General features: G+C 65.4%; 21 protein-coding genes and 2 pseudogenes. 11 read left to right on the top strand and 12 right to left on the bottom strand.

All coding sequences use genetic code 11. The annotated features are described in order from the left end of the window. Positions 1–55: 55 nt before the first annotated feature. Entirely contained in the window at positions 56–1,819 is a 1,764-nt protein-coding gene (gene gcl / locus ACTFO6_RS14170) for a glyoxylate carboligase (RefSeq protein ID WP_439935094.1), read from the bottom strand. A gap of 350 nt (positions 1,820–2,169) precedes the next feature. Here gcl and ACTFO6_RS14165 point away from each other — a divergent pair, with 350 nt between their 5' ends. The 4 genes from ACTFO6_RS14165 to glcF are packed head-to-tail and all read left to right on the top strand — an operon-like array spanning position 2,170 to position 6,740. Further along, positions 2,170–2,913 carry a FadR/GntR family transcriptional regulator gene (locus tag ACTFO6_RS14165; protein ID WP_439935093.1) on the top strand — a complete coding sequence of 248 codons (744 nt, stop codon included), beginning with the start codon at positions 2,170–2,172 and terminating at the stop codon, positions 2,911–2,913. A 29-nt stretch (positions 2,914–2,942) separates the two neighbouring features. After that, the gene (locus ACTFO6_RS14160) at positions 2,943–4,427 is read left to right on the top strand and encodes an FAD-linked oxidase C-terminal domain-containing protein (protein ID WP_439935092.1); all 1,485 of its coding nucleotides are present in this window, start codon (positions 2,943–2,945) and stop codon (positions 4,425–4,427) included. Between the two features lie 21 nt (positions 4,428–4,448). Continuing rightward, positions 4,449–5,504, top strand: a complete 1,056-nt coding sequence (glcE, locus tag ACTFO6_RS14155) for a glycolate oxidase subunit GlcE (protein ID WP_439935091.1) — start codon at positions 4,449–4,451, stop codon at positions 5,502–5,504. 6 nt (positions 5,505–5,510) lie between these two features. Next, entirely contained in the window at positions 5,511–6,740 is a 1,230-nt protein-coding gene (gene glcF / locus ACTFO6_RS14150) for a glycolate oxidase subunit GlcF (RefSeq protein ID WP_439935090.1), read from the top strand. A 63-nt stretch (positions 6,741–6,803) separates the two neighbouring features. Here glcF and ACTFO6_RS14145 read toward each other — a convergent pair whose 3' ends face one another. The 6 genes and pseudogenes from ACTFO6_RS14145 to csx2 all read right to left on the bottom strand — a co-directional run bounded on the left by ACTFO6_RS14145 (position 6,804) and on the right by csx2 (position 12,150). Next, entirely contained in the window at positions 6,804–7,469 is a 666-nt protein-coding gene (locus ACTFO6_RS14145; protein WP_439935089.1) for an energy-coupling factor ABC transporter permease, read from the bottom strand. 226 nt (positions 7,470–7,695) lie between these two features. Next, positions 7,696–8,088, bottom strand: a pseudogene (locus ACTFO6_RS14140) (transposase); the annotation flags it as partial. Positions 8,089–8,130: 42 nt separating this feature from the next. Then, positions 8,131–10,770, bottom strand: a pseudogene (gene cas10, locus ACTFO6_RS14135) (type III-A CRISPR-associated protein Cas10/Csm1); the annotation flags it as partial. After that, a complete protein-coding gene (locus ACTFO6_RS14130) occupies positions 10,767–10,907 on the bottom strand; it encodes a hypothetical protein (RefSeq protein WP_439935088.1) in 141 nt (46 codons plus the stop codon). The gene ACTFO6_RS14130 and the pseudogene cas10, both read right to left, overlap by 4 nt. Positions 10,908–10,947: 40 nt before the next feature. Then, a complete protein-coding gene (locus ACTFO6_RS14125) occupies positions 10,948–11,079 on the bottom strand; it encodes a hypothetical protein (RefSeq protein WP_439935087.1) in 132 nt (43 codons plus the stop codon). A 39-nt stretch (positions 11,080–11,118) separates the two neighbouring features. Then, positions 11,119–12,150, bottom strand: a complete 1,032-nt coding sequence (csx2, locus tag ACTFO6_RS14120) for a TIGR02221 family CRISPR-associated protein (RefSeq protein ID WP_439935086.1) — start codon at positions 12,148–12,150, stop codon at positions 11,119–11,121. Between the two features lie 104 nt (positions 12,151–12,254). On the opposite strand from csx2, the gene ACTFO6_RS14115 reads away from it, so the two are divergent. Both ACTFO6_RS14115 and vapC read left to right on the top strand, forming a co-directional pair. Continuing rightward, positions 12,255–12,470: a type II toxin-antitoxin system VapB family antitoxin gene (locus tag ACTFO6_RS14115; RefSeq protein WP_439935085.1), complete on the top strand. Its 216-nt coding sequence runs from the start codon at positions 12,255–12,257 to the stop codon at positions 12,468–12,470. Beyond that, entirely contained in the window at positions 12,457–12,852 is a 396-nt protein-coding gene (gene vapC, locus ACTFO6_RS14110; RefSeq protein ID WP_439935084.1) for a type II toxin-antitoxin system VapC family toxin, read from the top strand. The genes ACTFO6_RS14115 and vapC overlap by 14 nt, the downstream gene beginning before the upstream one ends. Positions 12,853–12,882: 30 nt before the next feature. On the opposite strand, the gene csm6 is transcribed toward vapC, so the two are convergent. The 4 genes from csm6 to ACTFO6_RS14090 all read right to left on the bottom strand — a co-directional run bounded on the left by csm6 (position 12,883) and on the right by ACTFO6_RS14090 (position 16,685). Further along, positions 12,883–14,145 (bottom strand): CRISPR-associated ring nuclease Csm6, encoded by a 1,263-nt coding sequence (gene csm6 / locus ACTFO6_RS14105; protein ID WP_439935083.1) that lies wholly within the window; start codon positions 14,143–14,145, stop codon positions 12,883–12,885. Positions 14,146–14,149: 4 nt separating this feature from the next. Further along, positions 14,150–15,148: a CRISPR system precrRNA processing endoribonuclease RAMP protein Cas6 gene (cas6, locus tag ACTFO6_RS14100; RefSeq protein ID WP_439935082.1), complete on the bottom strand. Its 999-nt coding sequence runs from the start codon at positions 15,146–15,148 to the stop codon at positions 14,150–14,152. Positions 15,149–15,569: 421 nt separating this feature from the next. Beyond that, the gene (locus ACTFO6_RS14095; RefSeq protein ID WP_439935127.1) at positions 15,570–16,037 is read right to left on the bottom strand and encodes a YbhB/YbcL family Raf kinase inhibitor-like protein; all 468 of its coding nucleotides are present in this window, start codon (positions 16,035–16,037) and stop codon (positions 15,570–15,572) included. Between the two features lie 144 nt (positions 16,038–16,181). Next, positions 16,182–16,685 carry a peroxiredoxin gene (locus ACTFO6_RS14090; RefSeq protein ID WP_439935081.1) on the bottom strand — a complete coding sequence of 168 codons (504 nt, stop codon included), beginning with the start codon at positions 16,683–16,685 and terminating at the stop codon, positions 16,182–16,184. 123 nt (positions 16,686–16,808) lie between these two features. Between ACTFO6_RS14090 and ACTFO6_RS14085 the strand changes: the two genes are divergently transcribed. Next, entirely contained in the window at positions 16,809–17,399 is a 591-nt protein-coding gene (locus ACTFO6_RS14085; protein WP_439935080.1) for a DUF4202 domain-containing protein, read from the top strand. On the opposite strand, the gene queG is transcribed toward ACTFO6_RS14085, so the two are convergent. Continuing rightward, a complete protein-coding gene (gene queG / locus ACTFO6_RS14080; RefSeq protein ID WP_439935079.1) occupies positions 17,388–18,479 on the bottom strand; it encodes a tRNA epoxyqueuosine(34) reductase QueG in 1,092 nt (363 codons plus the stop codon). The genes ACTFO6_RS14085 and queG overlap by 12 nt on opposite strands. Between queG and tsaE the strand changes: the two genes are divergently transcribed. The 4 genes from tsaE to ACTFO6_RS14060 all read left to right on the top strand — a co-directional run bounded on the left by tsaE (position 18,474) and on the right by ACTFO6_RS14060 (position 21,759). Next, positions 18,474–18,974 carry a tRNA (adenosine(37)-N6)-threonylcarbamoyltransferase complex ATPase subunit type 1 TsaE gene (gene tsaE / locus ACTFO6_RS14075; protein ID WP_439935078.1) on the top strand — a complete coding sequence of 167 codons (501 nt, stop codon included), beginning with the start codon at positions 18,474–18,476 and terminating at the stop codon, positions 18,972–18,974. The genes queG and tsaE overlap by 6 nt on opposite strands. Then, positions 18,971–20,242 (top strand): N-acetylmuramoyl-L-alanine amidase, encoded by a 1,272-nt coding sequence (locus tag ACTFO6_RS14070; protein ID WP_439935126.1) that lies wholly within the window; start codon positions 18,971–18,973, stop codon positions 20,240–20,242. The genes tsaE and ACTFO6_RS14070 overlap by 4 nt, the downstream gene beginning before the upstream one ends. Positions 20,243–20,608: 366 nt before the next feature. After that, positions 20,609–21,547, top strand: a complete 939-nt coding sequence (locus ACTFO6_RS14065; protein ID WP_439935077.1) for a mechanosensitive ion channel family protein — start codon at positions 20,609–20,611, stop codon at positions 21,545–21,547. After that, positions 21,544–21,759 (top strand): hypothetical protein, encoded by a 216-nt coding sequence (locus tag ACTFO6_RS14060; RefSeq protein WP_439935076.1) that lies wholly within the window; start codon positions 21,544–21,546, stop codon positions 21,757–21,759. Before ACTFO6_RS14065 ends, ACTFO6_RS14060 begins: the two co-directional genes overlap by 4 nt. The last annotated feature ends 32 nt before the right edge of the window (positions 21,760–21,791 follow it).

Below are 21,791 nucleotides of genomic sequence, written 5' to 3'. Positions count from 1 at the left end.
GCTTCTTCGGGGAGGAGGAAGGCCCCGCCGCCCCGGGCCCGCAAGCACGGCGTTGTCACGCCGTCGCCGGTTCTTTGGTGCCCGCGCGGTCCTCGATCGGCTCGAATTCCTTGATCTGATCGATCTCGGGACCCATGGCAATGTTGGTCGCGCGCTCGGTGATCACCTCCACCACCACCGGGACCTTGTGCTCGTTGGCGAGATTTCTCGCGTCCTCGAAGGCGGCGGCAAGCAGGTTCGGATCGAACACGCGGATCGCCAGGCAGCCGAAAGCCTCGGCCGCCTTCACGTGGTCGACCCCGTATTCCCCGATCTCGGGCGCATTGATGTTCTTGAACGACAGTTGCACTTCATAATCCATGCCGTAACCCAGCTCCGCTTGACGAATCAGGCCCAGGTAGGCGTTGTTGAGCAGCACCAAGACGAAGGGGATCTTGTACTGGGCTGCCACTGCCAGCTCCTCGATCAGGAACTGGAACGAGTAGTCGCCCACGATGCCCACCACTTCCTTGTCCGGGCAAGCGAGCTTTGCGCCGGTGCAGGCCGAGATCTCCCAGCCGAGGGGTCCCGCCTGGCCGCACACCAAGTAATGGCGCGGCTTGTTAATCTTCTGGAACTGGCCGGAGGCGATCTGGTACAGCCCGATGGCGGTCACGAACACGGTGTCGTCGCCGAACACCTTGTTCACTTCCTCGAACACCCGCTGGGGCTTGATCGGGACGTTGTCGAAATGGGTCTTGCGGTGCATGGTGCGCTTGCGCTCCTGCACCTCTGCCACCCAGGCGCTGCGGTCGGCGAGCTTGCCCGCCGCCTGCCATTCCCGGGCCACTTCCACGAACAGCTCCAGGGCGAATTTGGCGTCGGAGACGATGCCAAGATCCGGGCAGAAGACGCGCCCGATCTGGGTCGGCTCGATGTCCACGTGGACGAACTTGCGCCCACGGGTGAAGACGTCCACGCTGCCCGTCATGCGGTTGGCCCAGCGGTTGCCCAACCCCAGCACGAAGTCGCTGCGCAGGTAGTTGGCGTTGCCGTAGCGGTGCTGGGTCTGCAGCCCCACCATGCCGGCGTTGAGGGGATGGTCGTCGGGCAGCGCCCCCCACCCCATGAGGGTAGGCACCACCGGGGTCTGGGTGATCTCGGCGAATTCCCGCAGCAGATGGCACGCGTCTGCGTTGATCACCCCGCCGCCGGCGATGATCAGGGGCCGCCGCGCCTCCATCATCATGGTGAGGGCCTTCTCGATCTGGCGCCGGTGGGCCCGCGGCTTGAACACCTCCAGCGGCGCGTCGGCCTCCGGATCGTACTCGATCATCTCTTTCTGCACGTCGAGGGGCAGGTCGATGAGCACCGGTCCCGGCCGCCCCGAGCGCATGAGGTGGAAGGCGTGGCGGAAGGCCCAGGGCACCTGGGCCGCCTCCATCACGGTGACGGACCACTTGGTCACCGGGCGAACGATCGACGCGATGTCCACCGCCTGGAAGTCCTCCTTGTGGAGCTTCGCCCGGGGCGCCTGGCCGGTGATGCACAGGATCGGCACCGAGTCGGCCATGGCGGAATAAAGGCCGGTCACCATGTTGGTGCCGGCGGGGCCGGAGGTGCCGATGCACACGCCGATCTTGTCTTTCTTCGCCCGCGTGTAGCCCTCGGCCGCGTGGGTGCCGCCCTCTTCGTGCCGCACCAGGACGTGCTTGATGGAGCTCTTGCGCAACGCGTCGTAAAGCGGCAGGATCGCCGCTCCCGGCACGCCGAAGGCAAGATCGACCCCTTCGCTTTCCAAGACCTTCACTGCCGCTTCCGCGGCGGTCATCTTCGCCATAGCGACCTCCTAATAGGATTTCAGTATATGAAATTATTTGTTGTTATATGGAATCAAGCATAGCACTGGAAATTGCAGAATGCAAATCAAACTTCCATAATATGAAATTATCGTCATCATAAGCCGCGCCTAGATGCGGCAGAATCCCTCGCCGGCGAAGCGGTCCACGACTCGGCTTCGCTTCGCCGGCAATCGAGCTCGAAGCACCACTAGAGTAGTTGAGTAGTTATAGATGCGCCCCACCTTGACGAGTTAAAGCGCTCGCGGTAAATTGGTCTGATAATCAGGCCACTTGATAACCTAGTGGCTGAGTAATCATAACTGTTTGATTTAACGAGACGAGTGATATTATGACGGTCATGGAAGCCCTGCAAGAAGTCGCCCGGCCGCTGCGCCTGAGCGAGACGGTGATCCGAGCGTTGCAGGGGCTCATCCGGGACGGCACCTTCCGTCCCGGTGACCGGCTGCCCACCGAGCGGGCGCTGGCCGAGCGCTTTGGGGTAAGCCGGGCCGTGGTGCGGGAAGCGATCGCCTGTCTGAAAGCGGACGGCTACGTGGTCGCGCGCCAGGGGGCGGGGGCCTATGTGGCGGCGCGGCCGGAGCTTCTGAGCTTCAAGCTGGCTCATGATCAGCCGGACTTGCAGGAGCTCGGCCACGTCTTCGAGTTGCGCTTGTCGGTGGAGAGCACCGCCGCCGAGCTGGCGGCCCTGCGGCGCACGTCCCAGGACATCGAGAAAATCGCCGGACCCTTGGCCGCCATGGACCGGGCGCTCGCGGGCCAGGGCAACGGCTCGGAGGCGGATAACGCCTTTCACCGGGCGATCGCCGCCGCCGCCCACAACCCCTACCTGGAGCGCCTGGTCGCCCTCATCGGCCATCCTTTCGCCGACAGCCGCCGTCCCACCTGGAGCGAGGCGAGCCTGGCCCAGGCCGCCCAGGCGGAGCACCGGCGGCTGTTCCAGGCCATCGCCGCCGGAGACCCGGACGCCGCCCGGGAAGCGGCCCGGGCCCATCTGGTTAGCGCGGCCGCCCGGCTGGGGCTGGCCCCCATGGAGTTCGCCCGGCCCCGCGCCATCCCCCCGAGCCCCTCGTGAAACATCCGGACTAGATTCCGGAGGCATCGATGCTCCACGCAGAACAGACCTCAACCCGAACCTCCGCCCGCCCACTGGTGCAGCGGCTGCGCCGCCTAGTGGGCCCCGACAACGTGCTGTCGGAGCCGGAGGAGCTACGCCCCTACGAGTGCGACGGGCTCACTGCGTTCCGGCAAGTGCCGGGAGTCGTGGTTCTCCCGGAAACCGAGGACCAGGTGGTGCAAATCCTGCGTCTGTGCTATGGGGAGGGCGTACCGGTGGTGGCCCGCGGCGCGGGTACCGGCCTCTCGGGCGGTGCGCTTCCCCTCAAGGAGGGGGTACTGCTCTCCCTGGCTAAGTTCATGCGCATCTTGGAAATCGATCCCCTGGCGCGCACCGCCCGGGTGCAGCCGGGGGTGCGCAACCTGGCGGTTTCCGAGGCCGCGGCACCCTACGGGCTGTATTACGCCCCCGATCCCTCCAGCCAGATCGCCTGCACCATCGGGGGCAACGTGGCGGAGAACTCCGGCGGCGTCCATTGCCTGAAGTACGGGCTCACCGTGCACAACGTCATGAAGGTGCGCGCCGTCACCATCGAGGGCGACATCGTGGAGTTCGGCGCCGACGCCCTGGACGCGGCGGGCTACGACCTGCTCGCCCTGATCACCGGCTCGGAGGGGATGCTAGCGGTCATCACCGAGGTCACGGTGAAGCTGCTGCCCGTGCCCGAAACCGCCCAGGTGGTGATGGCCGCCTTCGACAGCCTGGAGAAGGCGGGCGACGCCGTGGCCGCCGTCATCGCTGCCGGGATCGTGCCCGCGGGGCTGGAGATGATGGACCAGCTCACCACCCGAGCCGTGGAGGACTTCGTGCGCGCCGGCTATAACCTGGACGCGGAAGCGATCCTGCTGTGCGAGTCGGACGGCACCGCGGAAGAGGTGGCCGACGAGATCGCCCGGGTCACGGAGGTCATGAAGGCGTGCGGCGCCACGGAGATCCGCGTCTCCCGCAACGACTCGGAGCGGCTGCGGCTGTGGGCCGGGCGCAAGGCCGCCTTCCCCGCCGCCGGGCGCCTCTCCCCCGACTACTACTGCATGGACGGCACCATCCCCCGCAAGAAGCTGGGCCAGGTGCTGAAGGGCATCGAAGCGCTTTCCCGGGAGTACGGCCTGCGCTGCATGAACGTCTTCCACGCCGGCGACGGCAACCTGCACCCCCTCATCCTCTACGACGCCAACGTGCCCGGCGAGCTGGAGAAGGCGGAAGAATTCGGCGGCCGCATCCTGGAGATGTGCATCGAGGCGGGGGGCACCATCACCGGGGAGCACGGGGTGGGAGTGGAGAAGCTCAACCAGATGTGCGTCCAGTTCCGGCCGGCGGAGCTGGAGGCGTTCCACCGTGTGAAGCACGCTTTCGACGAGCGCGGATTGCTCAACCCCGGCAAGGCGGTGCCCACCCTCGCCCGCTGCGCCGAATTCGGGCGCATGCACGTGAAAGCAGGGCAGGAACGCTTCCCCGACCTGCCCCGCTTCTGAACATCGCCCTCGGCCTGACCCATGCAAGAGACCATCGATCGCATCGCCGAAATCCTGCGCCGGGCATCCGCCGAGGGCACGCCGCTCCACATCGTGGGCGGCGGCACCAAGCGCTTCTACGGCGGCCCCAGCATCGGCGAAACCCTGAACGTGGCCGCCTACCGGGGCATCGTGGACTACGAGCCCTCGGAGCTGGTGCTCACCGCCCGTTGCGGAACATCCCTTAAGGAAGTGGAAGCCGCGTTGGCCCAGCAGGGGCAGATGCTTCCCTTCGAGCCACCCCATTTCGGCGAAGACGCGACCCTGGGCGGGTGCGTCGCCGCCGGGCTCTCGGGGCCCCGGCGCGCGGCGAGCGGCGCGGTGCGGGACTACGTGCTGGGGGTGCGCATGCTGGACGGGCGCGGCACCGACCTCTCCTTCGGCGGGCGGGTGATGAAGAACGTGGCGGGCTACGATGTCTCGCGCCTGATGGCGGGCTCCCTGGGAACCCTGGGCGTGATCCTGGAGGTGTCCCTCAAGGTCCTGCCCCGGCCTCGGGCCGAGCGCACCCTGCGCCTGGAAATGGACGAGGGCCGAGCCATCGAGACCATGAACGCTCTCGCCGGCAAGCCCCTGCCCATCTCCGCCACCTTCCATCACGAAGGCCTCCTCTGGATCCGGCTCTCGGGGGCCGAGAGCGCCATTCGCGCCGCCCATTCGAAGATCGGTGGCGAGGAGGTCGCCGAGGGCGAAGCCTTCTGGACTTCGGTGCGGGAGCAGACCCACCCGTTCTTCGCCTCCAGTCCGCGGCTGTGGCGGCTATCGATCAAGTCCACCACCCCGCCTCTGGCCCTCGGTCCCCAAGCGATGGAGTGGGGCGGGGCTCTCCGCTGGATCGCCCGGGATGCCCCGGCAGCGGAGATCCGGGCCGCCGCCCTACGATCCGGCGGCCACGCCACCTTGTTCCGCGGCGCGGACGGGACAACTCCCGTATTCCATCCCCTGCCCGCGGCCTTGGAACGCATCCACCGGCGGCTCAAGCAGGCCTTCGACCCCGCCGGGATCCTGAACCCCGGGCGGCTCTACCCCGGCATGTGAAACCGAATGGAAACCCATCTCGCCGAATTCATTCGTCATACCCCGGAGGGCCGGGAAGCGGAAGCGATCCTGCGCGCCTGTACCCACTGCGGCTTTTGCACCGCCACTTGTCCCACCTACCAGCTCCTCGGCGACGAGCTGGACGGCCCGCGGGGCCGAATCTATCTCATGAAGCAGGTGCTGGAAGGGGCGCCAGCGACGAAGAAGGTGCAACTGCACCTGGACCGCTGCCTCACCTGCCGCGCCTGCGAGACTACTTGCCCTTCGGGGGTCAAGTACGGGCGCCTCGCCGACATCGGCCGCGCCGTCATCGAGCGGCAAGTGGGCCGGGGCCGGATCGAGCGGCTCGTGCGCGGCGCCCTGCGGGCCGTGCTGCCCAGACCCTGGATTTTCAATCCCCTGCTGCGGCTCGGGCAGCTCGCGCGGCCGCTCCTGCCGCCCGCCCTGAAAAAGAGCGTGCCGCCGCGCCAGGCGCCGACTCCGTGGCCCGCGCCCCGCCATCCGCGGCGCATGGTGGTGCTGGACGGCTGTGTGCAACCCGGGATCGCTCCCAACATCAACGCCGCGGCTGCCCGGGTGCTGGACCGCCTGGGCATCTCCCTGGTGCAGGCGAGGCACCCCGCCTGCTGCGGCGCCGTCCCCTATCATCTCAACGCCCAGGAAGAAGGGCTCGATTACGCCCGCCGCCTGATCGACGCCTGGTGGCCCCACGTGGAGCAAGGGGCGGAAGCCATCGTGATCACCGCCACCGGCTGCGGCGCCATGGTGGCCGAGTACGGCCATCTGCTACGCCACGACCCCGCCTACGCGCCCAGGGCTGCCCGGGTCTCGGCCCTTGCCAGGGACGTGAGCCAGGTGCTCGTCGCGGAACGGGAGCGCCTCGCCACCCTCCTCGATGGGAAGCCCAGGCCCAGGCTCGCCTTCCACGCCCCGTGCACCCTGCAGCACGCGCTGAAGCTCCGGGGGGCGGTGGAAGAGTTGCTGCGCGGCGCGGGCTTCGCCCTCACCCCCGTGCCCAACGCTCACCTGTGCTGCGGCTCGGCGGGCACCTACTCCCTCCTGCAGCCGGAGCTTTCCCAGAGGCTGCTGCGCAACAAGGTGGCGGCCCTCGCCTCGGGAAAACCTGAGCTCATCGCCACCGCCAACATCGGCTGCCTCACCCATCTCGCAAGCGGCACGGACTTACCCGTCAAACACTGGATCGAAGTGCTGGACGAGGCGATGGCGGCGGTCTGAAGACGGCTGCGCGCCCGTGCCACCGGCCCCGTGGGCGCGTCCCCGGTCACGACCGCCGAGCGTTTATCTCCCATTCAGGTAGCGATTGTCGTCGAAGGTGCTTACCCAGGCTGGCCTGAACACCGCCATCATGGCGATGAGCATGCCGGTGATCATGCCTTCGGGTATCGCGAGCAGAACCAGCAGGGGAAAGTAGCGGTCCGCGAGGACCGCGAAAGAATAAGCGCCGCCCGCCCACAACACCGCCCATGCCGCCAGAACCGCGCAGACCATGGCCAGGGCGGCGCCCCAGTAACCAGCTAGGAACACGTAAACGAAGAAGTTGGGGGGTAGGAAGCGCTCGCTCGCCTTGAGGATTCCGTGGCTCACCATCACCGGAACGAGGCCCATGATCAGGGCATTCAAAGGATAGTTCAGGGCGTCGATCTCGCCGTTGAGCGCGCTTGCCGCCAGCACGAAGCTCATGCCCGCCATGGCGAGCCGCCAGCCGAACATGAGGGTGAGCAAGGTGGCCCCCAAGTAATGGTACTCGGTCCCGGGCAGGAGGGGCGTCTCGATCCACCACAGCACCATGAGCATCACGCAGGTGCCGAGATAGGCGTTAAGCTTTGCCTTGTCCTTGAGCCGTACCCAGGGGGCCCGGCGGATCAGGTGCACGAGGAGCAGCCCGTAGAGAACGGTCGCCACCCAGTACCAGTGAGCTGGGAGCAGATTTAAAGGGATGCTCATGATTCAACCTCTCGCCGCGTCCCGTTGCGGACACTAGAATCTATCTCAAAATCGGGTAGGGTGCGTTGAGCGCAGCGAAACGCACCGCTGTTTCAGAGGCGTCGCGACCGTGCGTTGAAGCGCACCTTATCGCGCTGGCGATTTTGAGATAGGTTCTAGAAACTCATACGCGCGCAGACAGCAATTTTGAGATAGGTTCTATTGAGAATTACGTAATCTCGTGACATCAGAACAGCTCAGCCTGTTTCCAGAAGGCGGCGATGAGGGATGTGCGTCGCTGTGCCGATTGGAGCTTGCCGCGTGCGGTGATGGCGAGGTCGGCAATGGAGCTGGGGCAGTAATTCGCAAGGGCATGTCGCTTGAGCCAGGCCCACAGGTATTCGAGCGGATTGAGCTCGGGCGCATAAGGTGGCAGGAAGGCCAGCTCGATCTTTTCCTCCAGGCCGTCGACGTAGTCCCGTACCAGACGGGAACGATGGGCCTTGAGACCGTCCCAAATGATCAGCAAGCGTCGTCCGATCTGTTTGACCAGTGCCTTGAGGAACTCGACGATCTGCGGCCCTTTGATCGATCCCTCGTGCAGGCGGAAATTGGCGTTCGTGAAGCTCACCCCGGCGATCTCCGCGCCGAGCTGCGTTTGCAGCGCGCGCCGTTTCCGCTCGCGCTCGTCGCGATCCTCTACTTCCCTGTAGCGGGTTTCTGCCAGACGCCGGGTGCGATAGGCAAAATGCGAGTGCCACAGCGCCGCCTGCGGGCGCGGGGTCTTTTCTTTTAGCTCGGCGGCCATGTCGGTATAGCGCAACAGGGCGTAGAGATAACCGGTAGACAGGGCATGCTCCTGTGCGGCCCGCTCCAGAGCTGCCGTGCGCTTCATGAGTTCACCGAAGTCGGCCCATGAAACTGACTGGCCAAAGCAGGTTACGGCGTTCTTGGTTCTCATGCCTGGGTTTTCCCTGTTGGGCATCGGGCCGGCATCGTAGTCCTTGGCATGGTCCAGCGCCTCCTTCGCCAGTGCCGCAAGCTGCCGGATGGGCAGCCCAGGCTTGGTCATGGACAGCCCCGCAGAGAAATGAATATCCGGATTGCCGGCAACATACCGTGCGAATTCCTCGCGCATCCTGCTTGCGAGCCCAATCATCGAATGCCACGGGCCGATGAGGAAGAAGTCGTCGCCGCCGGCGAACACGGTATAGGTGTTCGGAAATTCTTTTTGACACAACCACGGCAGATATACGGTGAAGAAGGCGTTCACCTGCCTAGACAGCGCGGCCATCTTTGCGAAGGTGGGACGCTCCAGTCCTTTTTGGAAGATGAGCCCCAAGTTATCCACGTCGCCCTTGAGCGTCATGAGTGCCTCGACGCCAATCCATCGGCCGTTTTCGTCGAGCCTGCGGTCGTTGCGCGCGAGATGGTTCAGGGTCTTGGGCTCGTGCGGATCGGGCTCGAAGTCTTCAGCCTTCTCGATACCTCGGTAACGCTCCGCATCCCAGGCATTCATCTCGCCAAAGCGCGGTACATGGGCGTTGATGTGCCGCCGCGCATAGCCGTTCCAAAGCGGCGCATCGGGCGATTCCGGGAGCGAGAAATCCCAGGCACGGACCAGGTTGCCGGTTCTCGCCTCGTTGCCGAAGCGGCCGGTGTCCGCTTCGCTCTCGGTAAAGTTCACGCGATAGCCGAAGAGGTCGAGACGCAGCGTATGGTGATTGAGGGGACTGCGGGTGATAAGCACACGCTTCTGCGTGGCAAGCCATTTTCCGGTGTCGATCTGGTCCGCCGCCAGCGCGCTCACCCAGGTTTCGTCGGCAATGTTTACCACGCCGGGCGAGCGGCCGTCGATGCGGCATTCGCCGTGTTCGAAGCGGTCGAGGAAGTCTTCGAAAACAGGTTTCGGCGGAGTCTCGCTACACAGACCGAAGCGTTGCAGCTTTGTCATCTCCAACTGCTGGAACAACCGGACCATCAGTTCGCGAAAGGGGCTCACATTGCCCTCGCCGTGTTTGAAGTGCTCAGCGCTGGCGGGCAGCCAGGCGAGCAAGAGACCCGACTGGCCATAGGTGTGCTGGAGAAACCAGTCATTAAGTTCTTTCTGTACAGCACACAGCTTCTCGACGGTCGCCGCGGCATTCGGCGCAACGATGAGGAACTTACCGGCCGCGTTGACGACCTGGCTGGTGGCGGGGAGACTCAACACCTCCAGTACCTTCAGCGCCGCGAGGTCAGTGAGCAGTGACACGTAGAACGAACGCCCGCGCAGCAGCTTCGCGGCGCGCTTCTGGGTACTGCCGCCCTCGGCAAAGATGAAGTTCTGGATACCGGTGAAATCGCCTTGCACCAGAAGGAATTTCTTGTCTTCCCACGCCTGGCGCGCCTCGGCGCTTTCACGACGCGCCTTGTCCCACTGTGCGCGCAATTGCTCGCGTACGGCTGCGGCATCATCACCGCGGTCATGGTGATAGCGCCACAGCGCCACCGCCAGCGCCGCCGTGGTCTTCGAATGATCATAGAGCGACACATCCGGCCGGACGTTTCCGCCGATGCCCGCCGTCGTCGAGGGGATGGCATGGGTGAACGTCAGCCACAGGCTGTCGAAGTGATCGAGCCACAGCGCGAGGTAGTACCGGTGGCTCGCCGGGACCAGTTTTATACCTTCCAGAAACTGATTGCACAGTTCAAGGTAATGAGCCTGTGCCGCGTCTTTGCTGTCACTTTCGCATTCCGCGGCGGAAACGGGAAAGATGGTCTCTGGTGCCAGTGGTTTCAGGGGATAACGCCAGTCGCTCGTCTCACGCCGACCGTCCAGGTGGATACGCTCCAGTAACGTTTCCTGCCGCGTGGTGTAGTGATTGAGCCGGCGCCCTTGTTGTTCATGTTCGTCGGCCGCGCGGTTGTAGCTCTCAAATTCCTCGCGCTCGAAGCCCGAAGCAAGCCGGTCCGCCGTAGCGATGATCCATTGGAGATAAGTGTCCGGACGGTGGTGCAAGGCCGCCGCATTGATAAGCGAGTCGTCCGCATTTTTCTCGCGCCATGGTGCAAATGGGCTCATGTCCTCGCCCACCAACTCCGGCAACCAGTCTTCCAGCAAATCCAACCCAATAGCCGTGTACGCGGCATGGATGTGGGTGCGGCGCCCGTTCGACTCTGGACAATACAACCCCTCGTTGATCTGCTGGCGAGTATTGCCATCCGCATCTTTCTCGAGAGCCTGCGGAATCCGAGCCCGCTCGGCGAACTTGCCCAAGTCGTGCATGAATGCAGCCAGCGCGACCCGGCAGGATGCATCTATCAAAGGTTTGTCACTCACGATACCCCCTTGAACGGCGGCGTGCGCCAGCGGCCGTTCTGCTTGGCGTCGCCGAGAAAGGCGGGGGTGAGGAAACGGACGGTGTATCGGCGCTCGGTCATTTTCATGGCGACTGCCCTTTTCGCGTTGTCGATCATAGTCGTCTGCCCTTCACGGCGTGTCGTTCGCAAGCTTGTCTCACCCCAACAGCCGCTTGAACAAGGCCTCGAGTGCTTTGTATAGCCGATCCGCCGAGGCGAGCGGCTGCCGAAACTTCGGATACGACGGCGCATTGCCGTGCACGAGCGCATTGCGCAGATTTTTCAGCATCCAGTAGGCCTCTCTCTTCCAGTCTTCGTGTTGGCCGGCCTAGAATTCCTGCTCTAAGGCCTCGATGGCGGCCTCCCGTCCTTCCTTGAATTGCTGCGGATCGAGCCCGCGTTCGAGACGCTCGCGGGTGACGAAAGCCTCCCAGCCGAAGATCGCCGCGCGCAGATAATCGCCGCGCGCGAGATACTGGTAGGCGAGTTTGCGTTGATGCTCGGCGAGGTCGGCACCGCGGACCCAGGCGAGCCGTTCGGCCAGCCGCTTCTGGAAGATGCCCGAGGCGCCGGGCAGGCTCGTTTCGAGCTGCGGGAGGAAGGTGAGAAGCTTGCGCCTTGCATCGGCGAGATTCTGTGTCTGCTCGTGAAAAGCCGCTTCTTCGAGACAAGCTGTCTTGTCGGCGGGGACGCCGTCGGCCGCAAGCAGCGGTGCGAAGGCGCCGTAATGCCCGGTGGCATCGTAGCGGTCGAGGGCATCCACCCAGCGTTGGATGGCAAGCAGCCCATCGAGCCGCAGCACGAGCGCCACACCCCCTTCGGTCATCTCGAGCGCCCCGTACCAGATGCCCTCGATTTCGAGCTTGCCCACGCGCTCGAGCATGAAGGCGGACACCAGGCCGAGCATGCTCAAGTGCCTGAACGCATGGGTGAGATCGAAACTCACCTTCCCGCTCGGCACCGCTTCGGCGACGGTTTCTAGAATGGCACGCTGCTCCGGGGCGTTCCTTCCGTAAGGAATGAGCCGCGGGAGCACCTCCATGCCGACGGCCCGGCTGAGCAACGGTTGCAGCCGGTCCAAAAGTCCTTGATCCACCCTCGCCGCCGGTTCGGCATCCAGGAGCGCAAGCCGCGCCTCTTCTTCCTCTCCCTCGACCGCGAGGTTTTCCACGAACACCCCCCACATGCTGCCTGCGGTTCCGAGAACCACGAGCCGCTGTGGGGCGAGCCGCTCGGCAAGCGCCAACCCAAAAAAGGCCGTCTCGCGCTCGTGCCCGCCCGGAAAGCGGTAACGCGCGCTACGATAGCCGGTCTTCGGATCGTCGCGGCCTTTGCCGAGAAAAGTCACCAGCGAATGCATCTCGCCTTTTCTTTCGAAAGCAGGATGGCTGCAGCGGGCAAGCATGCGGGACACTTGTCCCGATTCGCGAATCGCCCTAAAATACACATTAGGAGGTGTATAGCATGCGCACCAACATCGTGCTCGATGACCGGATCGTCAAGGAAGCGATGCGCCTGACCGGCGCCAAGACGAAACGCGAGGTCGTGGATCGCGCCCTGCGCGAGCTGGTAGCCCGCCGCAAGCAAAGCGCCCTGCGGGAGCTGGCGGGGCGCGACCTGATCGATCCGGCCTATGACGTGCGCGCGGTGCGGGCCGGGATGAATCGTGATTCTCGTTGACACGTCCGTCTGGATCGACTGGTTGCGGCGCAAAGCTACTGCAGCCGCGCGCGCTCTCGACCAGCTTCTCGACCAGGAGGACCTCGCTTTGGCCCCGGTCGTCTTGCAGGAGTTGCTCCAAGGAGCGCGCGGCCCCCGGGAGTTGGAAGTGCTGCGGTCGCACTTCGCTTCGTTACCGATGTTGCAGGCGAGCGCGGATACGTACGCGGCGGCGGGCGCCCTGTATGCTCGCTGCCGCTGGGAGGGTTTCACCCCGCGCAGCCCCCACGCTTGCCTGATCGCGTGCCTCGCCATCGAGCACAGAGCGGCTTTGTTGCACGATGATCGGGATTTCGAGCCGTTGGCCCGCGTCGAGCCGAAACTCAGGCTCGTTGCAGTCTGAGCGGCAGGCAAGCCGCTCCAGGCGGAAAGTCTATCCGCTGCGGCGGGTCGTCGTTTGTCGCTCATGGCGCGCCAATCGCTTGCTTTTCGTACCACGCGCCGACTCGGCCTCCTGCCCTCTGCAAGCCCTGCTTGCTGCCTCGGGAGAGAAGCCGGATGGCGTATCGTCGATGGCCGTGAAATGGATGGACTTAGGAGGCAGTTTGAGGCGATAGCGTTTAGGCCGCTTCCCTTCGCCGTGAATCAGGTACGGGCGAGCGGAAACATCCAGGGCGCGGGTCAATAGCTTCTTGAGCTTGGAATTGCGCTCGAGAAAGTCGTCCTTGCTCATACCTTTGGCGTAACGCTTTACAGTCGCCTCGTCGCCCCCCATCGGCCCGAGAATCGTGCGATATTCGCGCAGGTACGCCTCGGCGTACTCCTTTTCTGGAACGCCATCCTTTGGGCAAGCGAGGGGCTCGCGGCCCTCGGCGGCGCGCCTCGCGAACCAGGCAAGAAAAGCAAGATCCGCAGGCGGTAGCGGTACGATCCTCCCGCCGGCCCGGATACGCCGGCCATCGAGATCGATCACCAGCTCGGGAGGCCCAAGCATCTCCTGAGCCGCCGCCACCACCTCGCTGAAGCGCGCGGCGCCCGCGAGCAGCCGCCTGGGTAATTCGTGGCGCAGGCGGACGAAGGGAATATCGGCCAATGTGACTTTGGCATCCCGGGCATCGATGGGCCGGTTTTCCGGCGGATGGGTGTAAATCACACGGCTGTAAGGCGTGGGGTAATAAAACTCCTGATTCGATTCGTACGGCGTGGACACGAGCACGTGGGACAGCCGGTCCTGGAGCCTGCCGTAGAGGGAAAGTGCATAGCCCGCGTAGTAACCCATGGTCTTACGTCCGCCGGCGATGGACACATGGAGCGCCACTTCTTCCGAGGCCGTGAGCTGGCGAATGCGTTCGGTCAGGAAGTCCGCTACCCGTTCGTTGTCCTCTTGCGTGCGAATGTCCTCCAGCGCACCGCCTTCCGGCCAGCTCAGCACATGAATACGCGTTTCGTCGAAAGCGATCCCCTTGAGTTTGTAATCCAGACACAGGCGATGGAACCAGCCGGGATCCTTCGAAAGGAGCGTAAGGCGCGCCCGCTCGGCGCCTTCGGCCGTAGTGATCAGGTGCACTTCGGTGGGGACGAAGGCCGGCCTGCCCTCAGGCCTCACCGCGAGGGCATAGAGCGTCTCCGTCACCACCTGGGGCGAAAGCCCGGTCACCGCCAGCAGGATGCGGCGCGGGTAACGGTCGGGGCGCATCGGATCAAGTTCGCTCATCGCCGGACAATGTCGCAGAAATTTTTACCTCGCGGGCAACTTGCAAGCTTGCGAGGGTGTAGTGCCCGAGGCCCATGGTCGCGCCCGCACCGGCATGGGTCCACTGCCCCAGCCACAGGTAAGGCCAGAAGGGCGCGAGGTCTTGGCCGTCGATGTCGATCCGCCCCACCAGGCCGCCCAACCGCATGAGGGTTTTTTGACGCGCCGAATATCGAGTCCAGTCCTTCCAGGCGAGCTCGCTTCGGGTCGCGATCGTCTCGGCGTGAGTCACCAGCGCCTTGAAATCGGTCTCGAGCGGCGTATCGGTATGAAAGTAGGTGAGCATGGAGATCCGGCGCAGAAGGTTGCGGAATAAGTCCGAAAAGCGGAACTCCGCGGCGCCCACGTGGCGCCCGTCGCGTTTGATGCGCAGGGGCGTGTGCAGGTGGATGGTGATCGCCGGGGGCACGGGAGGCACTGGGACCGGCAAGGGTGGAAGGGGCGCAAGCACTCCGCCCTCCTCGTAAATTTTTATCCAGGCGCTGGAGCCCGGCGCCTCTTCCTGGCACACGCGCCGGAGCATCAACCGATTGCCGGCGATCCCCCGTTCGCCCGAGGCAGCGCGCATCAAGGCGTACAGAATGGCCGCAAGATGGCGGTTTGCATCGCCGAACAAGGTCAAAAGAAGGCTGACGCGCCCATCGTCGCCGGGCGCAGGTTCCGGACGCAGCGCAAACGGATGGGGAACGGCTTCGTAGCGACGCATCTTGGCCGCGTCGGGCGGCGGCGGCGTCTGAAAGACATAGGGGTAGAGGCAAGTGCGGTACAGCAGGCAGCTTTCGCAGCGCCGCTCGCGGGTCACGCAGACAGCGCGTTTGAGCGCATGCCCAAAGGCGCCTCGCCAGGCGGAGCCCGGGAACTCGCCCAGGATGACCGGGTTGTCGGCGGCAAACTCCAGCCGATAGGCCCCGATGGGAAGGTGCGGACGGCTCGTCCCCGGCTCCATATCCCCCAAGCGGCACGGTGAGGCCATAAGGACCTTACCCGCCCTCCCTATGCAATGAAATGCATGAAACTCTGTCTTTTTATCGCGAGGAGACACGCCCCGCCATTATGGCAAGCTTGCGAAAGAAATGGAATGCGTTTCATGCCAGGCGAGTGGCAGTCCTTCCGCGAGGTGGTGCCGGGCAGGGGTCCCGGGGTCAGGGCTAGGCCAGAGGGAAAGGGTCGAGCGTTGTCTGCCGATTCGCTGGCTACCCGGTGATGCCGCGGGGATGGAGCGGCGGTAGCGCGAGGCTGCCTGTTTACAGGCTATCTCAAAATTGCCGGTGCGGTAGGGTGCGCTTCAGCGCACCGTCGCGACGCCTCCGGAACTGCGGTGCGTTTCGCTGCGCTCAACGCACCCTACCCAATTTTGAGGATAGGTTCTACCGTTGATACGTGCCCACCAGCTCCGCGACGGCAAGCACGTGCCCTTGCATGGCTTTTTCCAACTGGGCCTTGGTGGGCTTCTTCAGGTCCGGCAGCACCGTGTCCAGGGCGTAGAGCTTGTGGAAGTAGCGGTGGCGGCCGATGGGCGGGCAAGGGCCCCCGTAGCCCGTGCGCTTCCAGTCGTTCAAGCCCTCCAGGGTGCCCGGCGGCAGCTTGGCGCCCACCGCCTCCGGCAGTCCGGTGGCGGTGGGCGGGATGTTGTAGAGCACCCAGTGCACCCAGGTCATCTTGGGCGCCTTGGGATCGGGGGCGTCCGGGTCGTCCACGATGAGCGCGAGGCTCTTCGCGCCAGCGGGCACGCCCGTCCAGGCGAGGGGCGGCGATACGTCCTCCCCGTCGCAGGTGTATTTCCTCGGAATTTGCCCCTGGTGGGAAAACGCGCTGGAAGTGAGCGTGAGCGTCATGGCAGCCTCCTTGGCGCCGCCCGTCGCGATGGGGGCGGCGCCGGCCAACACGGCGAGCAGGGCAAGGCCTATCATGGCCCCGCGCCGCCGCAGACAGTTTGTCGAATGCGGCATCCTCCGCGCCCCGGCCATCCGCCCGGCCCCTCAGAGCTCGGCGAGCATGGCCTCGGCGCTCGAGACCTCGAACTTGCCCGGCTGCTCCACCTTGAGCTTTTTCACCACGCCGTCCTCTACCAGCATGGCGTAGCGTTGGGAGCGGACGCCCATGTTGCGGGCGGTCAAGTCCAGTTCCAGGCCCAGCTTGCGGGTGTAGTCCCCGTTGCCGTCAGCCAGCATGCGCACCTTGCCGAGGGCCTTCTGCTCCCTGGCCCAGGCGCCCATGACGAAAGCATCGTTCACCGAAATGCACCAGATCTCGTCGATGCCTTTGCTCTTGAGCTTTTCGTAATTCGCGACGAAGCCGGGCACGTGCTTGGCGGAGCAGGTGGGCGTGAACGCCCCGGGCAGCCCGAAGATGACGATGCGCTTGCCCTTCGCGAGGTCCGCGACGCGAAAGTCGTTGGGGCCGACGGCGCAGCCCGGCTGCTCGGTTTCCACGTACTCGGTGAGGATGCCGTCGGGAAGGCGATCGCCGACTTGGATGGGCATGGGGTTCTCCTTTGTTCCGATCGGGACGATTTTCATCTTAGCGCCACCGCCGATCCCTTTCCACCCGCGCCGCCTGCCGTACAATGATGGGCCAGAGGTCCGGTCACATCCTGCCTGGCATCCATGCCTTCCGCCCGTTTCCAACGCGCCCTGGCCCTGATCGACGCGCTCCACCGCCAGGACCCCCACACCGAGGTGGTGGATGGGGTTCCGCGGCCGGGCGAAGCCCTCTACGCCGAGCGCATGGGCGCCTGGGTGGAGCGGCTGCGGCCGGAGGCCTCCGAGCCGCTCAAGCTGGCGGCCCGCTGCCAGCACCTGAAGCGCTGGGCCATCCCTCGGGACAGCTACCCCATGGACCGCGCCGGCTATCACCGGTGGCGGACGGCCCAGGCCGAGGCCCACGCCCGGCTGGCGGGGGAGCTCCTCAAGGAGGCGGGCTACGAGGAGATGACCGTCGCCCGGGTCCAGTCCTTGATCCGCAAGGAGCGGCTGCGCCGGGACCCGGAAGCCCAGTGCCTGGAGGACGCGGCGTGTCTCGTGTTCCTGGAGCACGCCCTGCCGGGCTTCGCCCGCCGGCATGACGAGGCCCAGGTGATCGACATCCTGCGCAAGACCTGGAACAAGATGTCGCCCCGGGCGCGGGAAGAGGCCCTGGGGCTCGAACTCGCGCCGCAAACCCGCGCCCTGGTGGAGCGGGCGCTCTCAAGCGGCTGACCGCTCGCGCCCGTGCCGCGCCAAGGCCCAGGCCACGTGGGCCCGCACTAGAGCTGACGGATGGTCGCGCCGCGCTTCCAGCGCCGCCACCACCTCCGGTGTGGTGGCGGCGTTGCCCAGGGCCACCGCGATATTGCGCAGCCACCGCTCGTAGCCCAGGCGTCGGATGGGGCTGCCGGCAAAGCGTTCGAGAAACTGCTGCTCGCTCCAGCCGAAAAGCGCCACCAGACTCGCGTCGTCCAGCCCGTTCCTCACGGCGAAATCCGGCTCGGGGGAGGTCTTGGCGAACCGGGTCCAAGGACAGACGAGCTGGCAATCGTCGCAGCCGTAGATGCGGTTGCCCATCAGGGGGCGCAGGGCTTCGGGAATCTCTCCCTTGTGCTCGATGGTCAGGTAGGAGATGCAGCGGCGGGCATCGATCCGGTAAGGGGCAATGATGGCCCGGGTGGGGCAGGCGTCGATGCAGCGGGTGCAGGTGCCGCAGTGGTCCGGCTCGGGCGGGTCGGCGGGAAGGGGAAGATTGGTATAGATCTCGCCCAAGAAGAACCAGGAACCCGCGTCCCGGGCGAGGAGCAGGGTGTGCTTACCCCGCCACCCCACGCCGGCGCGGGCCGCGAGCTCCACTTCCATCACGGGGGCGCTGTCGGCGAAAGCCCGCCAGGCGAACCCCTCCACGTGCCGGGCGATGCGGCGCGCAAGCTGCGCCAGCCGCGTTCGCACCACCTTGTGGTAGTCCCGCCCCAGGGCGTAACGGGACACGAAGGCACGCTGGGAATCCCCGAGCACGGCCCAGCTATCCCGCGCCCCGGGCGGCAGGTAGTTCATCCGCGCGCTGATGACCGACACGGTGCCGGGCACCAGGGCCGCGGGGCGGCTGCGCTTGACCCCATGGCGTGCCATATAATCCATGTCGCCGTGGTAGCCGTGGGCGAGCCACGCTAGAAGCCGCGCTTCGGCTTCCTCCAGGTGGGCCCGCGCGATGCCCACGTGCTGAAACCCCAGCGCGCGGCCCCAGTCCTTGATGGCCTGGGCGAGGGCCGCGCCCTCGAGCCGCTCGTCGTAGAGGGTGTCGCTTTGCATACTTCCCATCATACCGAGGACGGGCCCCGTTTTTCCCGCTTCCTGCCCGACGAGGAGGCGACTCTCGCCCTGGGCGGAGCCCTCGCTGCCTGCGTGCTCCCGGGTCTTCGCCTCTACCTGGGCGGCGACCTGGGCGCCGGCAAGACCACTCTGGTACGGGGGCTGCTGCGAGCCCTCGGCTACCGGGGAAAAGTGAAAAGCCCGACCTTTACCCTGGTTGAACCTTATGCTATCTCTAACTTAGACTTATATCATTTTGATTTTTATCGTTTCGACGATCCGGCAGAATGGGAACAGGCGGGGTTTCGCGAGTATTTCCATCCACGCTCGGTGTGCGTGGTGGAGTGGCCGGAGAAGGCGGGCGATATTCTTCCTCCGCCCGACCTGGATATCCGGCTCGCCTTTCAAGGATCGGGCCGAATCGCCCGCTTCGCCGCCCCCACGCCCACAGGTGAACGGTGCATCGAACGGTTGAACGCCCACTACGCCGGCTGAAACGCCCCCCGCGCATTTCCGCGGGCCGCCTTTTCGCCGCCCTCCTGCCGTTGCTCCTCTTGCTCGCCTCCCCTGCCCGAGCGGCGGAGGTGCCCGTGACCGCGGTGCGGGTGTGGCCGGCCGAGGAATACACCCGGGTCACCCTGGAGCTGCCGGTCCAAGTCGCCTATACCGTGTTCACCCTGGAGGATCCCCACCGCCTGGTGATCGACCTGGAGGGCGTGGCGCTTTCCCCGGCATTGGCGGCCCTGCCCGACAAGGTGACAGCCGCCGACCCCTACATCCGGGGAATCCGGGTGGGCCAGTTCAAGCCCGGGACCGTACGCGTGGTGCTGGACCTGAAGCAGCAGGTCAACCCCCAGGCGTTTCCCTTGAAGCCCATCGGCGAATACGGCCACCGGCTGGTGGTGGACGTGTACCCCCTCACCCCCGTCGATCCCCTCATGGCGCTGGTGATGAAAAAGGAGTCGCCCGCGCCGGATCCCGGTCGCGGCGAGCAGGGACCCGCCGGGTCCAGGGCTCCGGAGGCGAAACGGCTCATCACCGTGGCCATCGATGCCGGCCACGGAGGCGAGGATCCGGGCGCCCGCGGCCGGCGCGGGACCCTGGAGAAGGACGTGACGCTGGCCATCGCCCGCAAGCTGAAAGCCTTGGTGGACAAAGAAGAGAACCTGCGGGCCGCCATGATCCGGGACGGTGACTACTACATCCCCCTGCACCTGCGGGTCGCCAAGGCGCGCAAAGTGAATGCGGATCTCTTCGTGTCGATCCACGCCGACGCCTTCATCAAGCCCCATGCCCGGGGCTCCTCGGTGTTCGCCCTGTCCGAGCGGGGCGCCACTTCCGCCGCGGCCCAATGGCTGGCGAAGCAGGAAAACGACGCGGACCTGATCGGCGGCGTGAATCTGGACGTACCCGACCCTTATCTCAAGCAAACCCTGCTGGACTTGTCCCAGACTGCCACCATCGCCGACAGTCTTAAGCTGGGCCGGGCGGTGCTCGTCGAGCTAGGCGGCCTCAACGTCCTGCACAAGGAGGAGGTGGAGCAGGCCGGGTTCGCCGTGTTGAAAGCGCCGGACATCCCTTCGATCCTGGTAGAGACGGCCTTCATCAGCAACCCGGAGGAGGAGCTCAAGCTGCGGGACGAGGCCTACCAGGACAAGATGGCCCGGGCGATCCTCGCGGGCGTCAAGCGCTATCTGGCCCAGAACCCGCCCATCGCCCGTCCGAAGCTCGCCCAAAGCGAGGCGGAAACCCGGGAGCGTTGAGGGCCGGGGCAGGCCGCTTTGGGTTTCGCGGCAAAAGACGTTATCCTAGTGTCCTGTCCCGGAAAAACCTTGCCGAAAAACCGCGCCCGAGCGGCACCATGCGGTGTTGCTCGGCCTCGCCGTATTGCCGATACGGCTGCGGCCTCGCGCCTAGCCTGTCGCCCGCCGGGTCGGTTTTTCAGGCTCGACAAAGGAAGGCCTCTGCAGGCGGGCCAGGAGGTTCGATCGTCATGGGCAACCTTGCACAAGCTATTTCCGGGACAGGACACTAGGCCCTGCGCTGCGCGGGGCGGTCCTGCTGTCCGTCGCCCCTTTCCCGCGGCCGGCGCCCAGCCTTTTCCGTCGCTTCGATTCCGCTGACACGCCATGAACAAATTCTTCGAAAGCCTCGGTCCGGAATTCAAGGAAATGCTGCCCTATCTCCAGGACGGCGTGCGCATCATCCTGATCCTGGTCATGGCCTGGATCGTCCTCGGCCTCGCGCGCCGGGCCATCCGCCTGTTCCGGGAGCGCATGAGCGCGCGCACCGCCGACGTGGAGGAAGTGAAGCGCATCCAGACCTTGAGCCGCGCCTTCCGTTATCTCGCTTCCGTGGTGGTGTGGGTGGTGGCCGGCATGCTGATCCTTTCGGAGCTGGGCATTTCCATCGCCCCGATTCTGGCCACCGCCGGGGTGGCGGGCATCGCCATCGGCTTCGCCGCCCAAAGCCTGGTGAAGGACTATTTCACCGGCTTCATCATGCTGACCGAGAACCAGATCCGGGTCGGGGACGTGGTCAACGTGGCCGGCATCGGCGGGCTGGTGGAGGAGGTCACCCTGCGCTACGTGCGGCTGCGGGACTACGACGGCAACGTCCATTTCGTGCCCAATGGGGCGATCTCCACCGTCACCAACATGAGCCGGGAGTTCGCCCAGTCGGTGATGGATATCGGCGTGGCCTACCGGGAGAACGTGGACGAAGTGTTCGAAGTGATGCGCGAGGTGGCGAAGGAGATGCGTGAGGACCCGGTCTTCGGCCCCAAGATCCTGGAAGACCTGGAAATCGCCGGCGTGGACAAATGGGCCGATTCCGCGGTGGTGGTGCGCTGTCGCTTCAAGGTGAGGCCGCTCGAGCAATGGACGGTGCGCCGCGAGTACTTACGGCGCCTGAAGCGCGCTTTCGACGAACGGGGAATCGAGATCCCCTATCCCCACCTCACGGTCTACGCCGGCCAGGACAAGCTGGGCCGGGCCCCGGCGTTCCCCCTGCGCTGCCTCGACCGGGTCGACCCGCGGCCTGCGGGCGCCGTCGCGAGCGACCGATGAGGACGGTACGGCTACTGCGCCTGCTGCTGGAGGTCTACGGCGCAGCCTTCCTGCTGGTGATCGCTGTAGGCCTGGTGCAAGGTTACTTTCCCTACCGGGCATTCTTGGAGCTGGGCGCGGTGCGCTTTTACCTGCTTCTTGCCCTGGCCTTCGTCGCCTGGGTGGCCCTTGCGGTCCTGGCAGTGCGGCGCAACCCTCCGCCTCCCCTCTGAAAACCTGGAGTCGAGGCGCAAAGGCGCGCAGG

Origin of the sequence: Pelomicrobium sp. G1 (genome assembly GCF_051905455.1) — a bacterium.
GTDB lineage: Bacteria > Pseudomonadota > Gammaproteobacteria > Burkholderiales > UBA6910 > Pelomicrobium.
Note: the sequence above shows the minus strand (reverse complement) of the source record. Positions and strands in the feature narration are given on the sequence as shown.

Excerpts from the sequence above, each read along its gene's own strand:
- gcl (WP_439935094.1), bottom strand. The coding sequence starts at position 1,819 with ATGGCGAAGATGACCGCCGCGGAAGCGGCAGTGAAGGTCTTGGAAAGC.
- ACTFO6_RS14165 (WP_439935093.1), top strand. The coding sequence starts at position 2,170 with ATGACGGTCATGGAAGCCCTGCAAGAAGTCGCCCGGCCGCTGCGCCTG.
- ACTFO6_RS14160 (WP_439935092.1), top strand. The coding sequence starts at position 2,943 with ATGCTCCACGCAGAACAGACCTCAACCCGAACCTCCGCCCGCCCACTG.
- glcE (WP_439935091.1), top strand. The coding sequence starts at position 4,449 with ATGCAAGAGACCATCGATCGCATCGCCGAAATCCTGCGCCGGGCATCC.
- glcF (WP_439935090.1), top strand. The coding sequence starts at position 5,511 with ATGGAAACCCATCTCGCCGAATTCATTCGTCATACCCCGGAGGGCCGG.
- ACTFO6_RS14145 (WP_439935089.1), bottom strand. The coding sequence starts at position 7,469 with ATGAGCATCCCTTTAAATCTGCTCCCAGCTCACTGGTACTGGGTGGCG.
- ACTFO6_RS14130 (WP_439935088.1), bottom strand. The coding sequence starts at position 10,907 with ATGATCGACAACGCGAAAAGGGCAGTCGCCATGAAAATGACCGAGCGC.
- ACTFO6_RS14125 (WP_439935087.1), bottom strand. The coding sequence starts at position 11,079 with ATGCTGAAAAATCTGCGCAATGCGCTCGTGCACGGCAATGCGCCGTCG.
- csx2 (WP_439935086.1), bottom strand. The coding sequence starts at position 12,150 with ATGCATTCGCTGGTGACTTTTCTCGGCAAAGGCCGCGACGATCCGAAG.
- ACTFO6_RS14115 (WP_439935085.1), top strand. The coding sequence starts at position 12,255 with ATGCGCACCAACATCGTGCTCGATGACCGGATCGTCAAGGAAGCGATG.
- csm6 (WP_439935083.1), bottom strand. The coding sequence starts at position 14,145 with ATGCGCCCCGACCGTTACCCGCGCCGCATCCTGCTGGCGGTGACCGGG.
- cas6 (WP_439935082.1), bottom strand. The coding sequence starts at position 15,148 with ATGGAGCCGGGGACGAGCCGTCCGCACCTTCCCATCGGGGCCTATCGG.
- ACTFO6_RS14095 (WP_439935127.1), bottom strand. The coding sequence starts at position 16,037 with ATGACGCTCACGCTCACTTCCAGCGCGTTTTCCCACCAGGGGCAAATT.
- ACTFO6_RS14090 (WP_439935081.1), bottom strand. The coding sequence starts at position 16,685 with ATGCCCATCCAAGTCGGCGATCGCCTTCCCGACGGCATCCTCACCGAG.
- ACTFO6_RS14085 (WP_439935080.1), top strand. The coding sequence starts at position 16,809 with ATGCCTTCCGCCCGTTTCCAACGCGCCCTGGCCCTGATCGACGCGCTC.
- queG (WP_439935079.1), bottom strand. The coding sequence starts at position 18,479 with ATGCAAAGCGACACCCTCTACGACGAGCGGCTCGAGGGCGCGGCCCTC.
- ACTFO6_RS14065 (WP_439935077.1), top strand. The coding sequence starts at position 20,609 with ATGAACAAATTCTTCGAAAGCCTCGGTCCGGAATTCAAGGAAATGCTG.
- ACTFO6_RS14060 (WP_439935076.1), top strand. The coding sequence starts at position 21,544 with ATGAGGACGGTACGGCTACTGCGCCTGCTGCTGGAGGTCTACGGCGCA.